The 23,863-nt window shown below is 42.5% G+C and carries 18 protein-coding genes, 2 pseudogenes and 1 riboswitch; of the genes and pseudogenes, 18 read left to right on the top strand and 2 right to left on the bottom strand.

Going from position 1 to position 23,863, the window contains the following annotated elements:
* The 8 genes and pseudogenes from FTT84_RS11575 to lpxC all read left to right on the top strand — a co-directional run.
* A pseudogene (locus FTT84_RS11575) lies at positions 1 to 109 on the top strand (IS701 family transposase); the annotation flags it as partial.
* Positions 110 to 289: 180 nt separating this feature from the next.
* A complete protein-coding gene (murG, locus tag FTT84_RS11580; RefSeq protein WP_180057925.1) occupies positions 290 to 1,387 on the top strand; it encodes an undecaprenyldiphospho-muramoylpentapeptide beta-N-acetylglucosaminyltransferase in 1,098 nt (365 codons plus the stop codon).
* 14 nt (positions 1,388 to 1,401) lie between these two features.
* Positions 1,402 to 2,850, top strand: coding sequence for a UDP-N-acetylmuramate--L-alanine ligase (gene murC / locus FTT84_RS11585; protein WP_067761630.1), 1,449 nt, complete (start codon positions 1,402 to 1,404; stop codon positions 2,848 to 2,850).
* Positions 2,851 to 2,907: 57 nt separating this feature from the next.
* Entirely contained in the window at positions 2,908 to 3,837 is a 930-nt protein-coding gene (locus FTT84_RS11590) for a D-alanine--D-alanine ligase (protein ID WP_067761628.1), read from the top strand.
* Positions 3,838 to 3,840: 3 nt separating this feature from the next.
* The gene (locus FTT84_RS11595) at positions 3,841 to 4,695 is read left to right on the top strand and encodes a cell division protein FtsQ/DivIB (protein WP_180081252.1); all 855 of its coding nucleotides are present in this window, start codon (positions 3,841 to 3,843) and stop codon (positions 4,693 to 4,695) included.
* Positions 4,696 to 4,763: 68 nt separating this feature from the next.
* Positions 4,764 to 6,026: a cell division protein FtsA gene (gene ftsA, locus FTT84_RS11600; RefSeq protein WP_067761624.1), complete on the top strand. Its 1,263-nt coding sequence runs from the start codon at positions 4,764 to 4,766 to the stop codon at positions 6,024 to 6,026.
* A 159-nt stretch (positions 6,027 to 6,185) separates the two neighbouring features.
* The gene (gene ftsZ / locus FTT84_RS11605; RefSeq protein ID WP_180081251.1) at positions 6,186 to 7,376 is read left to right on the top strand and encodes a cell division protein FtsZ; all 1,191 of its coding nucleotides are present in this window, start codon (positions 6,186 to 6,188) and stop codon (positions 7,374 to 7,376) included.
* A gap of 125 nt (positions 7,377 to 7,501) precedes the next feature.
* Positions 7,502 to 8,404, top strand: coding sequence for a UDP-3-O-acyl-N-acetylglucosamine deacetylase (gene lpxC, locus FTT84_RS11610; RefSeq protein ID WP_180057931.1), 903 nt, complete (start codon positions 7,502 to 7,504; stop codon positions 8,402 to 8,404).
* Between the two features lie 97 nt (positions 8,405 to 8,501).
* Here the strand turns inward: lpxC and FTT84_RS11615 are convergent, their stop codons facing one another.
* On the bottom strand, positions 8,502 to 8,942 hold the full coding sequence (locus FTT84_RS11615; RefSeq protein WP_067761618.1) for a DUF721 domain-containing protein: 441 nt from the start codon (positions 8,940 to 8,942) through the stop codon (positions 8,502 to 8,504).
* A gap of 108 nt (positions 8,943 to 9,050) precedes the next feature.
* On the opposite strand from FTT84_RS11615, the gene FTT84_RS11620 reads away from it, so the two are divergent.
* The 10 genes and pseudogenes from FTT84_RS11620 to recJ all read left to right on the top strand — a co-directional run bounded on the left by FTT84_RS11620 (position 9,051) and on the right by recJ (position 22,825).
* Positions 9,051 to 9,746 carry a M23 family metallopeptidase gene (locus tag FTT84_RS11620; protein ID WP_180081250.1) on the top strand — a complete coding sequence of 232 codons (696 nt, stop codon included), beginning with the start codon at positions 9,051 to 9,053 and terminating at the stop codon, positions 9,744 to 9,746.
* Between the two features lie 359 nt (positions 9,747 to 10,105).
* The gene (gene aceE, locus FTT84_RS11625) at positions 10,106 to 12,808 is read left to right on the top strand and encodes a pyruvate dehydrogenase (acetyl-transferring), homodimeric type (protein WP_180057933.1); all 2,703 of its coding nucleotides are present in this window, start codon (positions 10,106 to 10,108) and stop codon (positions 12,806 to 12,808) included.
* A 2-nt stretch (positions 12,809 to 12,810) separates the two neighbouring features.
* Positions 12,811 to 14,799 carry a 2-oxo acid dehydrogenase subunit E2 gene (locus FTT84_RS11630; protein ID WP_180081249.1) on the top strand — a complete coding sequence of 663 codons (1,989 nt, stop codon included), beginning with the start codon at positions 12,811 to 12,813 and terminating at the stop codon, positions 14,797 to 14,799.
* A gap of 210 nt (positions 14,800 to 15,009) precedes the next feature.
* Positions 15,010 to 15,153: riboswitch (yybP-ykoY riboswitch) on the top strand.
* A gap of 74 nt (positions 15,154 to 15,227) precedes the next feature.
* Positions 15,228 to 15,806 (top strand): TMEM165/GDT1 family protein, encoded by a 579-nt coding sequence (locus FTT84_RS11635; protein WP_067761610.1) that lies wholly within the window; start codon positions 15,228 to 15,230, stop codon positions 15,804 to 15,806.
* Positions 15,807 to 15,987: 181 nt separating this feature from the next.
* Complete coding sequence (locus FTT84_RS11640) at positions 15,988 to 16,785, top strand: MBL fold metallo-hydrolase (RefSeq protein ID WP_180081248.1); 798 nt, start codon at positions 15,988 to 15,990, stop codon at positions 16,783 to 16,785.
* 98 nt (positions 16,786 to 16,883) lie between these two features.
* Positions 16,884 to 17,249: pseudogene (locus FTT84_RS11645) on the top strand (YkgJ family cysteine cluster protein).
* Between the two features lie 280 nt (positions 17,250 to 17,529).
* Positions 17,530 to 18,996: an IMP dehydrogenase gene (gene guaB / locus FTT84_RS11650; protein WP_180081246.1), complete on the top strand. Its 1,467-nt coding sequence runs from the start codon at positions 17,530 to 17,532 to the stop codon at positions 18,994 to 18,996.
* A gap of 118 nt (positions 18,997 to 19,114) precedes the next feature.
* The gene (gene glmM, locus FTT84_RS11655) at positions 19,115 to 20,446 is read left to right on the top strand and encodes a phosphoglucosamine mutase (protein ID WP_067761601.1); all 1,332 of its coding nucleotides are present in this window, start codon (positions 19,115 to 19,117) and stop codon (positions 20,444 to 20,446) included.
* 18 nt (positions 20,447 to 20,464) lie between these two features.
* Positions 20,465 to 21,121 (top strand): pyridoxamine 5'-phosphate oxidase, encoded by a 657-nt coding sequence (pdxH, locus tag FTT84_RS11660; RefSeq protein ID WP_067761599.1) that lies wholly within the window; start codon positions 20,465 to 20,467, stop codon positions 21,119 to 21,121.
* Positions 21,122 to 22,825, top strand: coding sequence for a single-stranded-DNA-specific exonuclease RecJ (gene recJ / locus FTT84_RS11665; RefSeq protein ID WP_180081244.1), 1,704 nt, complete (start codon positions 21,122 to 21,124; stop codon positions 22,823 to 22,825).
* Positions 22,826 to 22,885: 60 nt separating this feature from the next.
* Here recJ and FTT84_RS11670 read toward each other — a convergent pair whose 3' ends face one another.
* On the bottom strand, positions 22,886 to 23,671 hold the full coding sequence (locus FTT84_RS11670; RefSeq protein WP_180081242.1) for a putative porin: 786 nt from the start codon (positions 23,669 to 23,671) through the stop codon (positions 22,886 to 22,888).
* Between the last annotated feature and the right edge of the window lie 192 nt (positions 23,672 to 23,863).

The following is a 23,863-nucleotide window of genomic DNA, read 5'->3' on the forward strand; positions in this document are numbered from 1 at the left end:
AAATGTATATCGTTGGCAGAAGAAATTATTTAGACCAGTTATCAAAAACTTCATTGATGACTTTATTCTCGATAAAAATCATCTGCTACCACAGAGAATCTATAAATAATAGTGCGTAAGTCCTAGATTAATAATAAAACTAGTTTAAACTTTAAAAATAGTAGAAAAAAACAATCATACGCCTGTTGAAAAAAAGTAAATTGCCTTTCACGGTTATGCGTTTGTGATTACAATTGTTTGCTTAAAATTGAATTTCCTTAGCCATATTTTAGAATTGAAGAATTAGACTGTGACCGAAGCAACGCAAGTAAAGCCGAAACATGTCATGATGATGGCTGCCGGAACCGGTGGTCATGTTTTTCCAGCACTCGCTGTTGCCAAAGAGTTGCAACAACAAGGCTGTGAAGTGTCTTGGTTAGCAACACCATCAGGTATGGAAAATCGCCTGCTTAAAAATCAAAACATTCCGATTTATCAAATTGATATTCAAGGTGTGCGCGGCAATGGTGTCGTGCGTAAGTTAATGGCACCTTTCAAAATTTTAAAAGCAACGTTAAGCGCGATGCGCTATATGAAACAGCTCAAAGTTGATGCGGTCGCAGGTTTTGGTGGTTATGTTGCAGGGCCTGGTGGTCTTGCTGCACGCGCACTCGGTATTCCTGTGATTATTCATGAACAAAATGCTGTGGCTGGGTTTACCAATACGCAATTATCACGTGTGGCGAAAACGGTGTGTCAGGCATTTCCAAATACTTTTCCAGTTCAAGATAAAATTGTGACTACAGGCAATCCTGTACGGAAGGAAATTACAGAAATTTTAAATCCGTCATGGCGTTACCAAGAGCGTGAAAAATCTGGTCAGCCGATACGTATTTTAATTGTGGGTGGTTCACTCGGTGCGCGTGCTTTAAATGAATGCGTACCTGCTGCATTACAACAACTTGATTTACCACTGAGTGTTTATCATCAGTGTGGTCAAAATAATGCTGAAGCGACGTTGGCACGCTATGCCGATGCGCCTGAAAGTTTACAGGTTGAAGTACAACCTTTTATTGAAGATATGGCTCAAGCGTATTCTGCAGCGGATCTCATTATCTGCCGTGCTGGTGCGTTGACTGTAACTGAGATTGCAACAGCAGGGGTGGCCGCTGTATTTGTGCCACTACCAAGTGCTGTGGATGATCATCAAACTGCCAATGCGCGCTTCTTGGCCAAGAGTAATGCAGCAAAAATTTGCCCTCAAGCGGACATGACCGCTGAAAGTTTAACAGCGTTGTTGAAGCCGCTGATGAACCGTCAACTACTTATGGAAATGGCGGTTAAGGCTCGACAACAGGCACAACCCGATGCGACTAAGCATGTGGTTGGTTTAATTCAAGATTTGTAATATTCGAGTAATTTATGTCTCCATCAATGCCTGCCGATCAAGCGAAAAAGCTCATTAAAGTGCCAGAAATGCGCCGTATTAAACACATCCATTTTATTGGAATTGGTGGTGCGGGTATGTGTGGTATTGCAGAAGTGTTGAAAAACCAAGGCTATAAAGTTTCGGGTTCAGATATCAAAGCATCAAAAACCACTGCTCAGCTTGAAGAAAATGGTATTCAGGTGTTCATTGGTCACACGGCTGAAAATATTCAAGGTGCGAACGTTATTGTGGTGTCGACTGCAATTGATGCAGAAAACCCAGAGATTAAAGCGGCGATTGAAACCCGTACACCTGTGGTTCGCCGTGCAGAAATGCTGGGTGAATTGATGCGTTACCGTCATGGTATTGCTGTAGCAGGGACACATGGTAAAACCACAACGACCAGTCTTGTGACTTGTATGTTGGCAGAAGAAAACCTAGACCCAACGTATGTGATTGGTGGTCTATTAAACCGTACTGGTGTAAATGCAGCTTTGGGTGCAAGTCGTTTCATTGTTGCTGAGGCAGATGAATCAGACGCATCATTCTTACATTTACAGCCGATGGCAACGATTGTCACCAACATTGATGCTGACCATATGGATACCTACGGTGGTAGCTTCGATGTACTAAAAGATACTTTTGTACAGTTCTTACAAAAGCTTCCATTCTACGGTTTGGCTGTGGTGTGTGGTGATGATGCCAACATTCGTGAAATCATGCCGCGTATTGGCCGTCCGGTTGTGACCTACGGCTTTAATGAAGACAACGATATTCGCGCAGTAGATGTAGTGCAAGAGGGTATGCAATCGCACTTTACCGTATTACGTAAAGACCGTGAGCCGCTTCGCTTAACCATCAACTTACCGGGTTTGCATAATATTTTAAATGCTCTGGCTGCAATTGGTATTGCAACAGATGAAGGCGTTTCAGATGCAGCGATTGCACGTGCATTAGAAAGCTTCAGTGGTGTGGGTCGTCGTTTCCAAGTTCAAGGTGAATTTGAAATTGAGGGTGGTGCTGTGAAATTGGTCGATGACTATGGTCATCATCCAAAAGAAGTGGAAGCAACCATTAAAGCCGCTCGTGCTAGCCACCCTGATCGTCGTTTAGTGATGATGTTCCAGCCACACCGTTTCAGCCGTACACGTGACTGCTTTGATGACTTTGTTGATGTATTGTCGCAAGTCGATCAATTGTTGCTACTTGAAGTTTATCCTGCGGGTGAAAAACCCATTGTAGGTGCAGACAGCCGTGCATTGGCACGCAGTATTCGTCTGCGTGGTGAAGTTGAACCGATTTTGATTGATCCTGTTGAAGGTAATTTGCAAGCTGTGATGAAAAAAGTGTTACAAGCGAATGACTTGTTATTAACACAGGGCGCAGGTAATGTTGGTGCAATCTCAATCGAGCTTGCTCAAAACGATTTATACGTAAAATAATCACTTTGGGTGATTGAAAGTCTAGTTAGACAGTGCAAAAAGTTTAAGGATATAAACGTGTCAAATGCTTCAAAATTCGGCAAAGTTGCCGTGTTATTAGGTGGTAAATCTGCCGAACGTGAGGTTTCTCTCGATAGTGGTAAAGCTGTACTTGAAGCATTGGTGCGTTCGGGTGTAAATGCCGAAGCTTTCGATCCACAGCAACGCAGTGTGACTGAGTTGGTGGGCTATGATCGTGCATTCATTGTATTGCATGGTCGTGGTGGTGAAGATGGTCAGATTCAAGGCACACTTGAATGGTTAAATATTCCATATACAGGTACAGGTGTTCAAGGATCTGCCATTGGTATGGACAAAGTGAAAACCAAGCAAGTTTGGCAAGGTTCTGAGCTGCCAACTGCACCGTATCGCATTGTCAGCAAAGATTCAGATTTGCAAGAAATTGTCGACAGTATTGGTCTGCCATTTATTATCAAACCAGTACATGAAGGCTCAAGCATTGGCATGAGCAAAGTTGAAAAAATGGAAGACTTTGCTGAAGCGATTACAAAAGCAACTCAACATGACGCTGTTGTGATGGCGGAGAAATGGATTACTGGACGTGAATTCACCATTGTGATTTTAAATGGTGTGGCATTGCCTGTGATCCGTTTAGAGCCACCTGCGGATGTGGCATTTTACGATTACGAAGCCAAATACAACCGTAATGATGTGCAGTATGGCATTCCATGTGGTTTAACTGAAGATGAAGAAAAACGTCTTCAAGCACTATGCTTACGTGCCTTCCAAGCCGTTGGTGCAAGTGGCTGGGGTCGTATTGATGCCATGCAGGACGAACAAGGTAATTTCTGGTTATTGGAAGTTAATACCGTTCCGGGGATGACCAGTCATTCGCTTGTGCCAAAAGCTGCCAAAGCAGTGGGCTATAGCTTTGATGAGTTATGTGTGGCAATTTTAGAACAAACCCTAACAGCTGCGGCACACTAAATTATGGCTCAACTCCCTGCGTCAATGCGCCGTAAGCGTGCTGCAACGACATTCATACACGACAAGCCGCCTACACGTAAGGAAAAGCTTACCAATGTAGGTGGATGGGTTTTGCTACTGGTTGCTTGTTTGGTATTGGCTGCAGGGGTGTTTGGGCTCTATCGTGTGATGACTGATGCCCGAGTGGCAGAGTTAGATGTGGTGGGTGCACGTTCAGCACAAGAAAAGCAACAAGTGATGAGTTATGTATCACCATTGGTGACACAAAACTATTTTACCTCAGATTTACGTGTCATTCGTGATCGAGCTTTAGAGTTATCTTGGGTCGATCGCGTGGTTGTTTCACGTGCATGGCCGAATGCAATTCGCGTTCGTGTGATGCCACGTCAAGCCATTGCTCGTTGGGGCACAGGGCGTTTGTTGAGTGATAGTGGTGAGGTCTTTTCCGAGCTAACACCACAAAATCATCAGCAACTGCCATTACTTCACGGTCCGGTCAGTCATTCTAAAATGATGATGAGACGGTACAATGAAATTAACCAGTTATTTTTACCGGTCGGCATCCGATTAAAAGAACTTTATTTAACGGAACGCATGACATGGTTTATGCAGTTTGATTCAGGTTTACGTGTCATCGTCGACCAAGATCAAACCATGAGTAAGTTGCAACGTTTAAGTTATCTTGCACACAGTGATTTAAAGCCAGTTTGGCCAAGAATTTCTGCAATTGACCTGCGTTACCGAAATGGTCTAGCGATTCAATGGAAAAATTCCATTCCTGCAAAATCGGTAAATGGTCAGTTTGTTGTAACCAGTGATGACATAGGCATTGCGAATGGAACACCGGTGAAGCCATAATGACCGGCTTTATAAGTAGAGGCTTTAAGCCATTAATTAAACAAACATGTGAATGGTAGTAGTAAATAATGAATGAAGCTGTTCCCTCGGTTGTTGCGATTGACATTGGGACGCACAAAGTTTCAGTTTTGATTGGTAAGGTACACGCGCCAGACAATATCCAAGTGGTAGGGATGGCGACCGCTCGTAACCGCGGCATGAATAAAGGGAAAATTGTAAGTCTCGATAAAGTCGTCACTGCCATTAAAAATGCCGTACAAGAAGCGGAAGATATGGCTGAATGTCGTGTGCATTCTGCGTGGATTTCGATTCCGAGTGCGGAATTAAAAAGTTTTTATGCCTCTGGTCGTACTCCAATTGAAAATAATGACCATGCGATTACCACCAATGAAGTGGTGCGTGCATTAGAACTGGCCAAAGCCAGTCATTTAACCTCTGATCACTATTTGGTCAGTGCTGTGCCACTTGGTTTTGAGCTTGATGATGAGCCTGAATGGGTATTAAACCCAATTCGAATGTCTGCACGTAGTATGACTGGACATTATCATTTGATGATGTTGCCGATTAGTACCATGCAAAACCTAGATCGTGCGTTGAAAGGTGCCAACATTGGCGTGGAACGTATGGTGATTTCGTCATTAGCAACAGCCGAAGCCAGTTTGCTCAAAGATGAAAAAGAATACGGTGTTTGCTTGGTCGATATTGGTGCTGGTACCACTAATATTGCAGTCCATTTGGATGGTCGCTTAGCCATGACCCACACCTTACAGCGTGGTGGTGAGCATGTGACGCGTGATATTGCTGCAGTGCTGCAAACCACGACTGAAGAAGCGGAACGTATTAAATTATTATACGGTTGTGTAGATTTAAAAGTCGTTAAACCTGAAAGTATGATTCAATATCAAGGTATTGATGGTCCGCAAACCATTAGCCGAATTGAACTCACTGAAATTATCATTGCACGTTATGAAGAAATTTTTAATCAAGTGCGTGATGAATTAGTGAATCATGGTGCAATCCATGGTTTATACCATGGTGTGGTACTGACAGGCGATGCTTGCCAAATTGAAGGTATGGTAACGTTTGCACGCCGAATTTTAGGCGTTTCTGCACATTTGGGTAATCCCCCAGTGCAGGTATATGCAGATGATCAACAACAAGCAGCATTACGTCGTTCACAATACGCTACAGCTGCGGGTCTGCTTATTTTTAGTCAAAGTGAAACGCAAGATACAATCGTTGAACCTGAAGATACCGAAAAGCTTTCGGTTTTCAGTCGGGTAAAACGAGCATGGACGGGTTTTAACGATACGTTGAAATCAATCTTTTAAGTTGAAATATTTGGGAATATTGTTGGGAAGTTGTACTGATTATTGCTTGTACTTGACAAGCTGGAACTTGGGCAGCATTCTAAAAAACAATTTTTATTAAGATCAAGGCAGTATACGGGCTGAAGTGTCTGCCAATTATGTATTAGGAATTTTTTAGGCATGGCCTCATTTGAATTTTTAGAAGATGATCAAAGCGACAGCATCGGTCAAGCCCGTTTCACAGTATTCGGTGTAGGCGGTGCAGGTGGTAATGCAGTACAGCATATGCTTGAATCTGACATTGACGGTGTAAAGTTTGTTTGTGCTAATACAGATAAACAAGCACTTGATCGTATGAATGCTCAATTTAAAATCCAATTGGGTGAGCAAAGTACACGTGGTTTAGGTGCTGGTGCAAATCCACAAGTTGGTCAAACTGCAGCAGAAGAAAGCCGTGAGTTAATTCGTCAGCACCTTGAAGGTACGGACATGGTATTTGTTACCGCGGGTATGGGCGGTGGTACAGGTACAGGCGCTGCACCCGTAGTTGCTGAAATTGCCAAAGAAATGGGCATTTTGACTGTAGGTGTGGTTACAACACCATTTAATTTTGAAGGTAAACGTCGTCAACAATCTGCTGAAAAAGGGATTGAAGCACTAGAGCAACACGTTGATTCTTTGATTATTATTCCCAACCAACGTCTACTTAAAGTATTCCGCGATATTTCAATGAAAGATGCCTATAAAAAGGCAGACGATGTATTGTTAAATGCGGTACGTAGTATCTTTGATTTGGTGGTACGTCCAGGTCATATCAACCTTGACTTTGCCGATTTGAAAACTGCCATGAGTACACGTGGTTACGCAATGATGGGTGCTGGCTCAGGCCGTGGTGAAAATCGTGCACGTCAGGCTGCAGAACAAGCAATCCGTAGTCCATTACTTGACAACGTAACTATTATGAATGCTAAAGGCATCTTAATTAACGTAACGGGTGGCGACGATGTTACTTTCGGTGAAATTGAAGAAATTACCGATGTAGTAAACCAGATTGTTGACTTAGATGAAGGTCAGGTCTTCTACGGTACGGTATTTGATCCGGATGCACGTGATGAAATCAGTGTAACTGTAATTGCAACAGGTTTAACACGTAACTCTGCAGATTCTGCTGAACCTATGAAACGTCCAGTGGCGCAAGCAACACGTACTGCCTCTACAGCTCAAGTACCAGTTGATGAAGATGATGTACCGGCAATTCAGCGTCAGCAAACTGAAGCAGCAGCTCCTGCTGCTGCAGCATCAAGCAATACCAGCGCACGTCCTACGCCCATGAGTATTCAGGATTATCTGAAGAATCAACAACGTAAATAAAACAAATTCAATGTGTTAACACGCTGTGAATTACAAAAGGTAGCCTTACGGCTACCTTTTTGTTTTTTATCAATGGCTAAATATGCTAACGTATAGCGGTTTTGTGAACAGATGATAGAAAATACATGTTGAAGCAACGTACCCTGAAACGCGTCGTGAAAGCGAGTGGCATCGGACTGCATAGCGGGCAAAAAGTCATGATTAACTTTGTGCCACATCATGCCGATGGGGGAATTGTATTTCGACGTATTGATCTGAATCCTCCAGTTGATATTCATGCCGATGCAATGCTGATTCAAGAAGCATTTATGTGTTCAAACTTGGTACAAGAAAATGCCAAAGTCGGTACGATTGAACACATTATGAGTGCGATTGCAGGTCTAGGAATTGATAACCTGATTGTTGAAGTATCAGCATCAGAAGTACCGATTATGGACGGTAGTGCAGGTCCATTTATCTATTTACTCATGCAAGGTGAGTTGGTTGAACAAAATGCACCGAAAAAATTTATAAAAATTCTAAAACCTGTTGAGGCATTGATAGACGATAAACGTGCGGTCTTTGAACCACATGACGGCTTTCAATTAAACTTTACTATTGATTTTGATCATCCTGCTTTCAAAAAAGAATTCCAATCGGCGACCATTGATTTTTCGACTGAAACTTTTGTTTATGAGGTTAGTGAAGCCCGAACTTTTGGTTTTATGAAGGATTTGGATTATCTCAAAGCCAATAATTTGGCACTTGGCGCAAGCTTAGATAATGCCATTGGGGTAGATGAAACAGGTGTAGTCAATGAAGAAGGTTTACGCTTCTCTGACGAGTTTGTTCGTCACAAAATATTAGATGCTGTAGGTGATCTTTATTTGCTTGGTCACCAAATTATTGCCAAATATGATGCATATAAGTCGGGTCATGCTTTAAATAATCAGCTGCTGCGCAATGTCAAAAGTGATCCAGATAGCTATGAAATTGTAACATTTGATGACATAAATGATTGTCCAATAAGTTATGTGAATGTGACATAAGTCATTGTCTTTCGGTGGCAATGTTATAATATAACTAAAATAAATGTTAATTATGTCACATTTTTGATTCTGCGATTAAGCTGTGACTATGGGGTGGTTACTTTTTATTGCTTGCCAAACGCAGCATTGCTTGGCTAAGCTTAGGGTCGCTCACAAAGTCAGCAGCATTACGGAGTAAATCCTGAGTTTCTGTGCTAAGGGTTCTTGAAATTTTTTCAGGGGAATGGGGTGTTTGAGGCGGAGTTCTCAAACGAACTTGAATCTTGTGTAAATCTTTGAATTCGGGTAATTGTGTGAGTTGTGCAATATATTGTTTCTGTAGATAAGCAAGCTGACTTATGAGCGCCTGATTTTCTCCAGTCAACATAAGCACGCCATTTAAATAACAAACGACTTGCCATTGCTCCGGTTGGGGTAATACAGGTTGAACAAGTTTCGTAAGTTTCTGCCATGCAGCAACTTGAGTTGAAAGAAACGAGAAGTTTCCTGTTTTTAAGTGTTTTCTTTTGGGTTGAAAAACGTTGACAGGTTCGGACATACATATTTCCTACATGTTTATGTCTTAATCTTATGCGCTCCTTCAATCAGATATCAAGGATGAGATCACGCTAGGAAATTAAGTAAGAACAGTTTATAGAGGTTTTTTATGCATTTACGACGTGTTTTGTTGGCTTTTTCATTGGCTGCTTCGGCCGCTTCAGTCGCTTTCGCAGATCTAGTTGAACTAAATCAAGCAGATAGTTCATCAGATCGTATAGAACAGTTAACCCGTACTTTGTCTCAAGGTGCATATTCAGAAAGTAATGATCTAGATATTCCCGCTGAAACGAAATTGAATGTTCAAATTCGTGAAAAATCAGTTGAACTGAACAATGCGACTATCGCCAAAAAATACGGTTCAAGTGCAGTTTCTAAAAGCTATTCTGCAAGTTCAAACAATCCATACTCTTGGTTAATCGCACACCCACTACCAGATATGAAACGTGTCAGCTCTAATTATGGCGGCCGTACAATGGGTGGTCGCGCTGAAAACCATTCAGGCTTAGACCTATCTGCTGCAAGCGGCACACCTATTTACGCAACTGGCCCAGGTATTGTGACGAAGTCAGGTTGGGGTACAGGTTATGGTCAATATGTCGAGATTAACCATGGTAATGGCTATCTTACCCGTTATGCTCATGCTTCGCGTCTAATTGCTCGTGTAGGTGAGCGTGTTGAAGCTGGCGAGCATATTGCCAATGTTGGATGTACAGGTCGTTGTACTGGCCCACATTTACACTATGAAGTAGTAAAAGATGGTCAACGCAAGAATCCGTCTACTTACTTAGCGATGTTGCCATAATTTGTTTAGCTTCGAATTGCTACCTTGTAGGATGATTGAGGAATATCTACGATATTGATCAATTAAAAACGGTAGCAGTATTTACGAAGTCTTTGTTTCTAAAAGCCAGTGTCTGACCTCTACAGACACTGGCTTTTTATTTATTGCTTTAAGCTATAACGTTATCATTGAAAAAAATAATGTATGTAGGAAAAATTATCCAAATTGACCAAAAAATGTAAAAAAGTGTAATTAATAATCAATAAGTATTTAGCAAATAAATAATGCAGCCAAAGCGTATTCATCTGTGGCAATAACTGAGTATGCCCAAAATATGATACTAATAGACCTATATATTTAGCACATAGGATAGGTGAAGTATGGCGTTTTATGGCGATACAGATGCTCAGGAAACCCAAGAATGGCAGGATGCATTTGACTCAGTTTTACAGCATATGGGTACTGATCGTGCTGCATTTTTGCTCGAAAAACTTTATCAGCAAGCAATTGCCAAACACGTTCCCATTCAGCGACTAAATACTCCTTATTTAAATACCATTTCTGTTGCAGAACAGCCACCGATGCCAGGTGATCCGGATATGGAGCGTCGTATTCGTGCGCTGATCCGTTGGAATGCTTTGGCAATGGTTTTACGTGCCAACAAAACGGGTGACGATTTAGGTGGTCACTTGGCCAGCTTTGCATCTTCTGCAACCTTATATGATGTAGGTTTTAACCACTTCTTCCGTGCCAATAGCGACAGCTTTGGCGGTGACATGATTTATTACCAAGGTCACTGCGCACCGGGTATTTATGCACGTTCTTTCCTTGAAGGTCGTCTGACTGAAGATCATTTAAATAATTTCCGTCGTGAAGTGGGTGGTAAAGGACTTCCTTCTTACCCACATCCATATTTAATGCCGGATTATTGGCAGTTCCCAACGGTATCGATGGGTCTTGGCCCAATTATGTCGATCTATCAAGCACATATTCAAAAGTACTTGATGAACCGTGGCTTAATTAAGGAAGAAGACCGCAAGGTTTGGGCATATCTCGGCGATGGCGAGATGGACGAGCCAGAAAGTACTGGTGCAATCGCGCTTGCGGGTCGTGAAAAGTTAGACAACCTAGTGTGGGTTGTAAACTGTAACTTACAGCGTCTTGATGGTCCGGTGCGTGGTAACGGTAAAATTATTCAAGAACTTGAATCACTGTTCCGTGGTGCAGGTTGGCGTGTCATCAAAGTAGTATGGGGTCGTCATTGGGATCCGCTACTTGATAAAGATAAAACAGGCGCTTTAAAAGCGGTGATGGAAGAAGCCGTTGATGGTGACTATCAGCGTTATCAAGTAAAGGGTGGGGCTTATACCCGTGCACACTTCTTTGGTAAATATCCAGAAGCTGAAGAGTTGGTGAAAAACCTGAGCGATGAAGATATTGATAATCTAAATCGCGGTGGTCACGACCCATACAAAGTCTATGCTGCATATGCAGAAGCGATGAAATCAACAGGTCAACCAACCGTAATCCTTGCGAAAACTGTGAAAGGTTATGGCTTGTCTGAAGAAATTGAAGCGGTGAACAAAACCCACCAAATCAAGAAAATGCAGCTTGAATCATTAAAATATGTACGTAACCGTTTCAACTTACCATTCACTGATGAGCAATTGGAAGAAGTGCCGTTCTACCGTCCAAGCGAAAACTCACCTGAATTGAAATACATGAAGGCGCGTCGTGAGGCATTGGGTGGTTATTTACCTGCTCGCCGTAAAGAAAGCGAACAGCTGGCAATTCCTGAATTGTCAGTGTTTGATGCGGTACTCAAAGGCAGCGGCGGTAAAGAACAATCTACAACCATGCTGATGGTGCGTTTGATTTCATCTTTATTGAAAGAAAAAGCCATTAAAGATCGTGTGGTGCCAATCGTTCCGGATGAAGCGCGTACCTTTGGCTTGGAGGGTATGTTCCGTCAGTTGGGTATCTATGCGGCCCATGGTCAAAAATATACCCCTGAAGACCAAGAACAGTTGATGCATTACCGTGAAGCTAAAGATGGTCACATGTTACAAGAAGGGATTAACGAAGCCGGCGCAATGAGTGCTTGGGCGGCGTTAGGTACCAGTTATTCAACCAATAACTTACCCATGATTCCAATGTACATGTACTACTCAATGTTTGGTTTCCAGCGTATTGGCGACATTGCATGGGCTGCAGGTGATGCGCAGGCGCAAGGTTTCTTGTTGGGTGCAACGGCAGGCCGTACGACATTGAACGGTGAAGGCTTACAGCACCAAGATGGTCACTCGCATATTTTAGCTAACACCATTCCAAATTGTGTGTCATATGACCCATGTTTTGGTTATGAATTAGCCGTGATCGTGCACGATGGTTTGAAACGTATGTACGTGAACCAAGAGCGTGTGTTCTATTACCTCACTGTTATGAACGAGAACTACGAACATCCTGCGATTCCTGAAGGTGCTGAAGAAGGCATCAAACGTGGTATGTACTTACTTGAAGAAGATGAGAAAGCGACAGTTCAGTTGCTTGGTTCAGGTGTGATTTTACGTGAAGTAATTAAAGCGGCAAAAATCCTGCGTGATGAATACCAAATTCACTCGAATGTATGGAGTGTGACAAGCTTCAATGAATTGGCGCGTGATGGTATGGCATGTGAAGAATACAATCGTTTACACCCATTAACTGAAGACACTAAAGAAGCATGGATTTCGAAGTTGTTGCGTGAAAAAGACGGCATCGTGGTTTCGGCGACAGATCATATGCGTGCTTATAGTGAACAAGTACGTGCTTATCTTCCAGACAACCGCCCATTTGTTGCATTAGGTACAGATGGCTATGGTCGCTCAGATACACGCGGTAATTTACGTAGTTACTTTGGCGTCGATGCTGCGCATATCGTTGTTGCGACGCTGAAAAAATTAGCGGATGAAGGTGAAGTGGATGCGCGCTTAGTGAAAGATGCGATTTCTAGCTTTGAGTTAGACACTGATCGTCCTGTAGCGTGGGCTCCACAAGAAACACCTGAGCTTCATGCTGTTGCTGACTACAAAGAGGAGAACTAAGCATGCAAATTACGACTCCTGATATTGGTGTAGATAAAGCAACGGTTGCAGAAATCTTAGTGAAAGTCGGCGATAGCATTGCGGTCGATGACAGCATTGTACTGTTAGAGTCTGACAAAGCCTCTGTTGAAGTGCCAAGCACTTCAGCAGGTGTGGTCAAAAGCATTGCCGTGAATTTAGGTGATAGTGTTGCTGAAGGTGCGGTACTGATTGAGTTAGAAGCTGAAGGTGAAAGCGCTGCTGCGCCTGAAGCGCAAAGTGATTCCGTTGCACCTGCTGCGCAAGCAGCACCTACACCGGCAGCAGAAGCGCCTAAAGCCGAAGCAGTGCCGCAAGCCGCTGCAACAGCATCGCAAGTGGTGGATGTACAAGTACCTGATATTGGTGTAGAGAAAGCCACTGTTAGTGAAGTCCTAGTCGCTGTGGGTGATGAAATTGATGTCGATCAAAGCATCATCGTGGTGGAATCGGACAAAGCTACTGTTGAAGTGCCAAGTACTGTGTCTGGCCGTGTGGAGTCCATCACCATCAATGCAGGCGATGTGGTGAAAGAAGGCGTGGTGATTCTGACTGTGAAAACGGCGGTATCATCTGCAGCAACTGAAACCGCTCCTGCAACGACTGTGCAAGCAGAGCAACCTGCAACAGCGCCTCAAGTAGATGCATTAACACCTGCACCATCAACATCTGCGACAGGTCCCGTTGAAATTGCAGTACCTGACTTAGGTGTTGATAAAGCTGCCGTGGCGGAAATTTTAGTGGCGGTTGGTGATGTGGTTGAAAAAGACCAAAGCATCATTGTGGTGGAGTCGGATAAAGCTACTGTTGAAGTGCCAAGCACGGTAGCAGGTAAGATCACAGCGATTCACGTACAACTCGGACAAAGTGTTTCAGAAGGTGCGGCTTTACTGACTATTGAAGCTGAAGGTCAAGCTGCTACTGCACCTGCTGTGGCAGAAAAGCCTACTCAAGCTGCTGCACAGCCTGTAGCTGCAACTGCGCCAAAAGCTGAAGCAAAAGTGGAAGCTGCGCCAGCAACTCAAGGCGCAGATAAGCTGACCAAAGAGCAAAACGCGGCGAATGCTAAAGTTTATGCAGGGCCAGCGGTACGTAAGTTAGCGCGTGAATTAGGTGTGGTTTTGGCTGAAGTGAAAGCTTCTGGCCCACATGAACGCTTAATGAAAGAAGATTTATTTGCTTTCGTGAAAACGCGTTTAACAGCACCTCAGGTAGCGCCTGCTGCGCAAGCTGTGGCTCAAGTGTCTGGCTTGCCAAAATTACCAAGTTTTGATGCCTTTGGCGGCGTAGAAGAGAAAACCTTGACACGTTTGCAACAAGTGTCGATTCCACAGTTGTCGTTAAACAATTTCATACCACAAGTGACACAGTTTGATTTGGCTGATATCACAGAGCTTGAAGCATGGCGCGGTGATCTTAAAGGCAACTTTAAGAAAGAAGGTATTAGCCTGACCATTATGGCGTTCATCATTAAAGCTGTCGCATATCTACTGAAAGAAGAGCGTGATTTTGCAGGTCACTTAGCAGATGATGGCAAGTCCGTATTGCTACGTAACGAAATCCATATGGGTATAGCTGTAGCGACACCTGATGGTTTGACCGTTCCAGTATTGCGTAATCCAGACCAAAAGTCGATTAAGCAAATTGCGATTGAGTTGGGTGAGTTGGGTCAAAAAGCACGTGATAAGAAATTGTCACCGAAAGACCTGCAAGGCGCGAACTTTACCATTTCAAGCCTTGGTGCCATCGGTGGTACAGCGTTTACACCACTTGTAAACTGGCCTCAAGTTGCAATTTTGGGTATTTCGCCTGCGACTATGCAACCTGTGTGGAATGGTGAAAGCTTTGATCCACGTTTGATGTTGCCATTGTCATTGTCTTACGATCACCGTGTCATTAATGGTGCTGACGCTGCGCGCTTTACCAACAAGTTAACCAAGTTATTGAAAGATATCCGTAGCTTGTTGATCTAATCTCAGCATTTACCTGATGTTTTAAAACCCTGCTTAGGCAGGGTTTTTTTAATTGCTGGATCTCGACTAGATATAAGCCAGCTAACACTGATGAATATCTTGCTGGTCAGTATTTAGATAAATTCTTGAAAATTTTAATGATTGTTATTTTAATCATGATACGGTTTTGAAGATTAAAATTGCGAAAATGTGTGCATATGGTTAGAATAAAACTACTTCATTGGGGAGTAGCCGCTTTTTACGCAAAGTAAAAAGGTGATGGTCAACATATTTGCTCTAAACCGAGCATGGTCATCATAGCAAAGAACCAAATGAGCTTTTCTTAAGCTTTCTTTTGTTGGCAAGACCTTTGATTTACCACTCTGCAGATATGGCTGGCAGGAGGGGTGAGTCATAGGTATGTAATTTGCTGGCCAGAGAAACACATCATGCTTTCTGCTTTTCTGATCTCATTAGCTGTTGTTGCCTTATCTGAAATGGGCGATAAAACTCAACTGCTTGCTTTATTACTTGCCGCACGTTTTCGTAAACCTGTTCCGATTCTTTTCGCAATCTTTTTGGCGACAGTCGTCAACCATGGCGTTTCCGCGGTCTTAGGTCAATGGATTACCACAGTGCTTAGCCCAACAGTATTGCTATGGATCATATCGCTTGGTTTCATTGCTATGGCGGTGTGGATGTTAATTCCAGATGAATTGGATGATGAATCAGAAAGTATCAATAAATGGCAAAAATATGGGGTATTCGGTGCCACATTTGTGTTGTTCTTCTTGGCAGAAATCGGCGATAAGACTCAAATTGCAACAGTCGCTTTAGCCGCGCGTTTTGACAGTATTGGTTGGGTCACTTTGGGTACTACGATCGGTATTATGTTGGTAAATGCACCAGCGGTATTTATTGGTAATAAATTGGCAGAAAAATTACCAATTTCGCTCATTCATAAGATTGGTGCTTTGGTTTTCTTAATAATTGGTCTGGCTGCATTGGCACAGCACTATTTATTTTAAGTGTTAAAGATATCGCAAATCCTGAGCTAAAAGCTCGGGATTTTTTGTCTAAAAATGTGACTTAATTAACTGATATTGTAGATAATATTGATCTGATTTTTATTGTAAGTTTCTCTAAATAAATATATGTTATTCACCTATAGAATATACATTTTTTACATAAAAATTTTGGGGAATGGGCATGGCTTTTGAACGTACTACATCACAAGTACTTTATGATGATGGAACGCATAAATGCATCAGTTTTACCAGCTTGGTAAAAGGTGAAGGTGTACAGGCAAACCAATTCCTGATTATTGATAATGAGCGTGCTGCGGTACTCGATCCAGGTGGTGATTTAACCTATGTACCGCTGACCATGGAATTAAATAAATATACCCGTCTCACCAATCTTGATTATGTGATGGCATCTCATCAAGACCCCGACATTATTACTTCTATGCCGCGTTGGCTGGTGTATACCGATGCAAAAGTGGTGGCATCAAAATTGTGGGCACGTTTCTTACCGCATTTGAACTCTGCGTTTATGAGTGATCGAATGAAAGGCAATTGGCTAGATCGTTTGATTGAATTGCCAGATCATGGTCAAGTGATCAGCTTGGGTAACAGCAAAATTGTCGCTGTACCTGCGCATTTCTTACATTCTGTGGGTAATTTCCAGTTTTATGATCCGATTGCCAAAATTCTATTTTCGGGAGATATGGGGGCATCAATGGTGGAAGATGCAGCTAAACCTTTAGAAAATTTCGCAGCACATATTCCAAAAATGAAAGGCTTCCATCAGCGTTACATGTGCTCAAACAAAGTGATTCGTTTATGGGTCAATATGGTTCGTACCATGGATATTGAAATGATCGTGCCACAACATGGCACGCCATTTATTGGTAAAGAGCAAATTAACCAGTTCTTAGACTGGATTGAGACTTTACAGTGTGGTGTCGATTTGATGGATGAAACCGTTTTTACCTGCCCAGAATAATGATCTCAAAGGTGATAAAAAATAATTGAGTTTAGAGACAACTTTTTTAAGATTTCCGTCTATAAAAGAATCTTTTTAGATGACGAGAACCTATAAAAATGTTGTCTCAAATACCAACCGAAGATGCATGTCTGAGTTGCGGTGCCTGCTGTGCTTATTTCTGAGTTTCGTTTTATTGGGCAGAAGGATTAAATATGCCTGAACACTATACGGAACCTGTGACACCTGTATATTCATGTATGGTAGGTACAAACCAAGCAAATCCACGTTGTATTGCTTTGGGCGGAGAAGTGGGCAAACAGGTGAGTTGCACCATGTATGAGGCACGTAGTTCATCTTGTAAAGAAGTTCAAATTGCCGATGAACAATGTAATAAAGCTCGTATTGCACATCAAATGATTCCCTTTGTTAGTATTCCCACGCATGATGCGGACAATGACGAAGATTTTGATCAAGTATGTTAAATACATTAAAAAAGCAGGGATATGTCCCTGCTTTTTTAGTTATTCAAGAGGTGTTGTCAAATCAATTATTGGGTCAGATAGAGATGAGTGGAATTTGATTTTAAATCGGGATGAGCTGAAATTTCTGGATCTACTTCAAGTGAAAACTTGTATGAACCAGTCAGAAAACTTCAAGAAAGCATGCAAATTAGAAAACTCGCTGCATAATTGCCGCAATAAAAATGAAAATTGAACGGAAATTTGTATATAATGGCTCACGGAAATTACCAGCGAGACTGTTATGTTGACCATCGTTCAAGAAGCCCTAACCTTTGATGATGTCTTATTACTCCCTGCCTATTCTACTGTTCTCCCTAAAGATGTCTCCCTAAAGACACGTTTCACTCGTGGCATTAATCTGAATATCCCACTTGTATCTGCTGCAATGGACACCGTGACTGAATCACGTATGGCAATTGCAATGGCGCAAAATGGTGGTATCGGTATCCTGCACAAAAACATGGATATTGCTGCACAAGCTGCAGAAGTTCGCCGCGTGAAAAAATTCGAAGCAGGTATGGTGAAAGATCCTATTACCGTGACTCCTGAAACAACTGTACGTGAGCTGATTACTTTAACACAAGCAAATAACATCAGCGGTGTCCCTGTTGTGAAAGACGGTAAAGTGGTGGGTATTGTTACTGGTCGTGACACTCGCTTTGAAACTAATCTTGAGCAGCCTGTTAGCAACATCATGACAGGTCAAGATCGTTTGGTGACTGTTCGTGAAAACGAATCTAAAGAAAACATCCAAGCATTATTACAAAAGCACCGTATTGAAAAAGTTCTTGTTGTAAATGACAACAATGAGTTGAAAGGTTTAATTACCGTTACTGATTTCCGTAAAGCTGAAAGCTATCCAAACAGCTGTAAAGATGACCTCGGTCGTTTACGCGTGGGTGCTGCTGTCGGTACAGGTGCTGAAACGCCAAGTCGTGTTGAAGCATTGGTTGAAGCTGGTGTTGATGCAATTGTTGTTGATACAGCGCATGGTCACTCTGCTGGTGTAATTGAACGTGTACGTTGGGTGAAAGCAAACTACCCACAAGTTCAAGTGATTGGCGGTAACATTGCTACTGGTGATGCTGCTCTTGCATTATTAGATGCGGGTGCAGATGCAGTGAAAGTTGGTATTGGTCCTGGTTCAATCTGTACAACACGTATTGTTGCGGGTATCGGTATGCCACAGATTTCTGCAATTGACTCTGTTGCTAATGCATTGAAAGATCAAATTCCATTGATCGCTGACGGCGGTATCCGTTTCTCTGGTGATATGGCGAAAGCGATTGGTGCAGGCGCGAGCACAATTATGGTGGGTTCACTCATGGCAGGTACTGAAGAAGCGCCTGGCGAAGTTGAATTCTTCCAAGGTCGTTACTACAAAGCATACCGTGGTATGGGTTCATTGGGTGCAATGGCGGGTGCGACAGGTTCTGCTGACCGTTATTTCCAAGACTCTAAAGCGGGCGCTGAAAAATTAGTACCAGAAGGTATTGAAGGTCGCGTACCGTACAAAGGCCCTATGGGTAACATTGTGCATCAAATGATGGGTGGTCTTCGTTCATCTATGGGTTATACCGGTTCTGCGGTGATTGATGACCTCCGTAAAAATGCACAATTTGTAAAAATTACAGCCGCTGGTATGTCTGAATCACATGTACATGATGTGACTATTACCAAAGAAGCACCGAACTACCGTGTTGGTTGATATTTGGTAGCTTTTAGCCGAAAAGGCCGTCATTTATATGACGGCTTTTTTGTTTTTGGTGTAAAGTGTTTGCAGTAAAAAGTGATGATTAAGATCACCATTAAGAAGTGAGTACAACATGAGTTATTTTGGTACAGATGGCATTCGTGGTAAGTTCGGTGAGCTCCCAATTACCCCAGAATTTGCTTTAAAATTAGGGTTTGCTGCAGGTAAAGTATTAAAACAATACAGTAAAAAAGCGAAGCCAATTGTTGTACTGGGTAAAGATACCCGTTTATCAGGTTATATTTTAGAGTCAGCTTTACAAGCAGGTTTAAACGCTGCTGGTGTATACGTGCATTTACTTGGGCCACTTCCAACACCTGCAATTGCGCATTTAACTCGTGCACTGCATGCAAGTTTGGGTATTGTGATTTCAGCTTCGCATAATCCCTATTTTGATAATGGTATTAAATTCTTCTCAAGTGAAGGCAAAAAGTTGCCAGATGAAATTCAAGAAGCCATTAACAAAGAACTTGAAAATGATTTAGTCATCGAAGACCCAGCAAACTTAGGTAAAAGTGTGCGTGTCAAAGATGCTAATGGTCGTTATATCGAATTTTGTAAATCGACGTTCCCATACCATTTTGACTTAACCGGTTTAAAAATTGTAGTGGACTGTGCCAATGGTGCCGCCTATAGCGTTGGTCCATCGGTATATCGTGAGCTCGGTGCAAAAGTTATTGCCCTATATAACGAACCAGATGGTTTGAACATCAACAAAGATTGCGGTTCAACCCATCCTGAACAATTACAAAAAGCCGTTGTTGAGCACCAAGCAGACTTAGGTATTGCCTTTGATGGAGATGCCGACCGTGTCATTATGGTAGATAAAAATGGTCAGCAAATTACCGGTGATCATATTCTGTATATCTTAGCGACTCAAGCCAATCAAAAGCCTGCGGGTATCGTCGGTACGGTTATGAGTAATATGGCATTGGAAATTGCGCTAGATAAAGCCCAAGTGCCATTACTGCGTGCCAAAGTCGGTGACCGTTATGTATTGCAAGGTTTGGAAGAAAAAGGCTGGGTAACAGGTGGTGAGCCATCGGGTCATATTCTGACTTTAGATAAGAGCACCACAGGTGATGCGATCATTGCTTCACTACAAGTGTTGACCGTCATGGTTGAACAAGGCAAAGCCTTGCATGAACTTGTGGAAGGTTTTGAATTATTGCCAAACGTATTAGTGAATGTACGCCTTGCAGCGATGTTTGACCCGTATGCTGTACCAGCTTTGGTGTCTGAATTTGAAAAAGCTGAAGCGCAGTTAAAAGGTCGCGGTCGTATCTTAATTCGTAAGTCAGGCACTGAGCCAGTCATTCGTGTGATGGTTGAGGGTGATAATTTGGATGAAGTGACTGCTTTAGCCAATCATTTAGCGGATGCTGTACGTGCCAATGCGGCATAAGTCATTGGGGATTTTTCCATGAATGATGTAATTAAAGATTTAAGCGAACTGCGTTTAACTTACCAAAAAGGCGAGCTACACGAAGATCAGGTCAATGCTGTGCCACATGAGCAATTTTTGTTGTGGTTTAATCATGCATTAGAAGCGCAGCTACATGAACCGTATGCCATGTCATTGGCAACGGCGAATGCCCAAGGTCGTCCGCATGTCCGCACTGTGTTACTACGCGGTGCAACCGAAGCTGGTTATGATTTTTATACCAATTATGACAGCCAAAAGGGCAATGATTTAGCAGAAAATCCTTATGCTGAATTGTTATTTTATTGGCAAGAGCAAGAACGTCAGATTCGTGTGAGTGGTCGTGTAGAAAAGATTTCACTGTCTGAGTCAACTGACTACTACCATAAGCGTCCGCGTGATAGCCAAATTGCTGCACACATCAGTACGCCACAAAGTGGGATAATTGAGAGTCGTGAGGAGTTGCAACAGCGTTTTCAAAACCTGCATGACCAAGTGGAAGCGAAAGCCGTGTTAGCCAAACCTGAGTTTTGGGGTGGTTATCGTTTAGTGCCAGATTATTACGAATTTTGGCAAGGTCGTCCAAATCGCTTGCATGACCGTTTGTGCTATGTAAAACACGATGATCAGTGGGTTTTACAGCGATTGATGCCTTAAATGTCGAATATTTTAATTCAACAACGACCTTATTTGACACGGCCTGAAGATATTCAGGGCGTTGCCCCATTTATTGCAGATTTATTGGCGCGGCGTGGGGTGCAGTCAGCACAAGAACTTGAGTTAAAACTGAAGCATTTGCATGCCCCTAACTTAAAAGGTTTAGAGCAAGCGATTGAACTGATTGATCAAGCAATTGATACTCAAAAGAAAATCGTCATTGTTGGTGATTATGACGCCGATGGTGCAACCAGTACAGCACTGATGATCTTAGCACTGCGCGAGATGGGCGCAGATGTTGAATATTTGGTTCCTGATCGCTTCAAATATGGGTATGGCTTGACACCTGCCATCGCGGATCTGGCTTTTGTAACCTATACGCCCGATATGTTGATTACTGTAGATAATGGTATCTCCAGTCATGCTGGGGTAGAGCAAGCGCAAGCACATGGTATGCAAGTGATCATTACTGATCACCATCTCACGACCAAAGCGACGCCACAGGCAGAAGCCGTGGTAAACCCAAATCAATTGGGCTGCGAATTTCCAAGCAAAGCGCTGGCAGGGGTCGGTGTTGCATTTTATGTGTTAGCTAATTTAGCTAGCCATCGAAAAAAATGCGGTAAATCTTCGGCGAATCTTTCGCAATATTTAGATTTGGTCGCTTTGGGCACTTATGCCGATGTTGCCAGTTTAGATTTAAACAATCGTATATTGATTGATGCCGGTTTAAAGCGTATTCAACAAGGACTCTGCCGACCAGGAATTAGTGCCTTATTAGATATAGCTGGACGTGATCCAAAAAGTCTAAAAGCACAAGACTTGGGTTTTGTGATTGGTCCACGCTTAAATGCGGCGGGGCGTATGGAGACCATGGATATTGGGATCGAATGCCTGATTGCGGCCGATTTAAGTACTGCTTATCCTTTAGCACAGCAACTCAATCAACTGAATGTAGAACGTCGACAAGTCGAAGGGCAGATTAAACAAGAAGCCTTAGCTGAACTTGAACATATCCAATTGGATCACGATGATTTGCCAGCGGCATTAATCATGTTTGAACAACATTGGCATCAAGGTGTGATCGGGATTGTTGCTGGGCGTTTAAAAGAACAATTTCACCGACCCGCGATTGTCTTCGCGGCAGATGAAGATGGGATTCACATCAAAGGTTCAGCGCGCTCTATTGAAGGGATTCACATTCGTGACAGTATTGAACGCATTGCAGAATTACATCCACATTTGGTCAGTCATTTTGGTGGACATGCCGCCGCCGCGGGTTTAACTATTCAAAAGCAGCATTTTGCTGAATTTAAAACAGCATTTGAAGCCTTGATTGCAGAGCAAGATGAGAGTCTATTTCAGGCGACCATTTGGACGGATGGGGTGTTGCCTGATTTGGCATTTAATGTTGATACGGTCGAAATATTACAGAATTTAAGCCCATGGGGACAAAAATTTCCTGCGCCAGTTTTTGATGGCAAGTTTAAGATTATTGACTATCGTTGGTTAAAAGATGTGCATCTTAAATTGAAAGTGGCATTGGATAATGGCCAAATGGTCGAGGCGATCGCCTTTAATGCTGCAGATAAATATGATTTCAATCCGATGCTAGATCAGGTTCACTTAGTTTATGAACTAGATAAAAATGAATATCGTGGAAATGTGAGTTTGCAGTTGCGGGTGCTGCATTTAATGCAATAGCGAGAACATAAAAAAACCGCTCATAAGAGCGGTTTTTTTATGTTCTAACCTCAGTAGAGATTAGAAACGATATTTAGCTGCTACACCAAAAGAGTTGTAATCGTTATTACGAACTTCACCGAAGCCTACACGACCTTCAAGGCTCACTTGTTGGTTAAAGAATTTACGTGCATTGATACCAACTTCATTGCGATCAGTTACATCGTTGTTGTAGTAGTCAGCACCAACACTGAAGGTTTTATCAATGAAGTAATCAGCTGCTAGATTGAATTCATCTAGATCACCAAATGCTGCGCCTGCTTCAAGATTGATGTCTTTACCATTGCTTAATGTCGTTACATATTTCGCACGCAATGTAGGGTCTACACCATCATCTTCATCGTTGTCCCAACCTTTAAGACCTGCGGCAACTAAGAAACCAGGCGCTGCAAGATAACCAACTTCAGCACCGTAATACGTTGTATCATTGTCTACTTTACCCAATGGCGTATCGTATTCAACATTGTTACGGCTCACGTCACCACTTACGTAGAAATCTGAATTTGGTACGAAGTATTCAATACCAACACCATAAGTATTGTCATCAACATCGCCGCGATCAGCAAATGTTGCGTGTGCATTTACATTACTCGCACGGTTTAAGAACGCCGCTTCAGCTAGTGGTGCATTACGTGTTTGAACTGGATTAAAGTAATATGTACCATCTACACCAAATTGGCTACCAGAGCTTCCATTATCTGGGTCGATGTATCCAGCTGAAGCACCTACTTCTGCTTGGTATGCATGTGCAGTACCTGTGATTGCAACTACAGAAAGAAGTGCTGAAGCAATTGCTAGTTTTTTCATGGAAACTACCCCTCTAAATATTTGGCTAAATTTAATACATTTTTTGTTACAACTTTTAGTCTAGAGAGTTTTTGAAAAGGGTCAATCACCGCAAAGTTGCTGAACTGTGTATTTGGTAATTTTATGTAATTTAATATTTATAAATATTTGATATATATAAACTTATTTTTAATGTTTTGTTTTATTAAAACT

It is taken from the genome of Acinetobacter sp. YH01019, from assembly GCF_013420285.1.
In the GTDB taxonomy this organism is placed as follows: domain Bacteria; phylum Pseudomonadota; class Gammaproteobacteria; order Pseudomonadales; family Moraxellaceae; genus Acinetobacter; species Acinetobacter gandensis.

Coding starts and splice junctions, on each gene's coding strand:
- aceE (WP_180057933.1), top strand. CDS start 10,106: ATGGCGTTTTATGGCGATACAGATGCTCAGGAAACCCAAGAATGGCAG.
- FTT84_RS11635 (WP_067761610.1), top strand. CDS start 15,228: ATGCTTTCTGCTTTTCTGATCTCATTAGCTGTTGTTGCCTTATCTGAA.
- FTT84_RS11620 (WP_180081250.1), top strand. CDS start 9,051: ATGCATTTACGACGTGTTTTGTTGGCTTTTTCATTGGCTGCTTCGGCC.
- recJ (WP_180081244.1), top strand. CDS start 21,122: ATGTCGAATATTTTAATTCAACAACGACCTTATTTGACACGGCCTGAA.
- pdxH (WP_067761599.1), top strand. CDS start 20,465: ATGAATGATGTAATTAAAGATTTAAGCGAACTGCGTTTAACTTACCAA.
- FTT84_RS11615 (WP_067761618.1), bottom strand. CDS start 8,942: ATGTCCGAACCTGTCAACGTTTTTCAACCCAAAAGAAAACACTTAAAA.
- glmM (WP_067761601.1), top strand. CDS start 19,115: ATGAGTTATTTTGGTACAGATGGCATTCGTGGTAAGTTCGGTGAGCTC.
- FTT84_RS11595 (WP_180081252.1), top strand. CDS start 3,841: ATGGCTCAACTCCCTGCGTCAATGCGCCGTAAGCGTGCTGCAACGACA.
- ftsZ (WP_180081251.1), top strand. CDS start 6,186: ATGGCCTCATTTGAATTTTTAGAAGATGATCAAAGCGACAGCATCGGT.
- FTT84_RS11630 (WP_180081249.1), top strand. CDS start 12,811: ATGCAAATTACGACTCCTGATATTGGTGTAGATAAAGCAACGGTTGCA.
- FTT84_RS11640 (WP_180081248.1), top strand. CDS start 15,988: ATGGCTTTTGAACGTACTACATCACAAGTACTTTATGATGATGGAACG.
- murC (WP_067761630.1), top strand. CDS start 1,402: ATGTCTCCATCAATGCCTGCCGATCAAGCGAAAAAGCTCATTAAAGTG.
- lpxC (WP_180057931.1), top strand. CDS start 7,502: ATGTTGAAGCAACGTACCCTGAAACGCGTCGTGAAAGCGAGTGGCATC.
- guaB (WP_180081246.1), top strand. CDS start 17,530: ATGTTGACCATCGTTCAAGAAGCCCTAACCTTTGATGATGTCTTATTA.
- FTT84_RS11670 (WP_180081242.1), bottom strand. CDS start 23,671: ATGAAAAAACTAGCAATTGCTTCAGCACTTCTTTCTGTAGTTGCAATC.
- ftsA (WP_067761624.1), top strand. CDS start 4,764: ATGAATGAAGCTGTTCCCTCGGTTGTTGCGATTGACATTGGGACGCAC.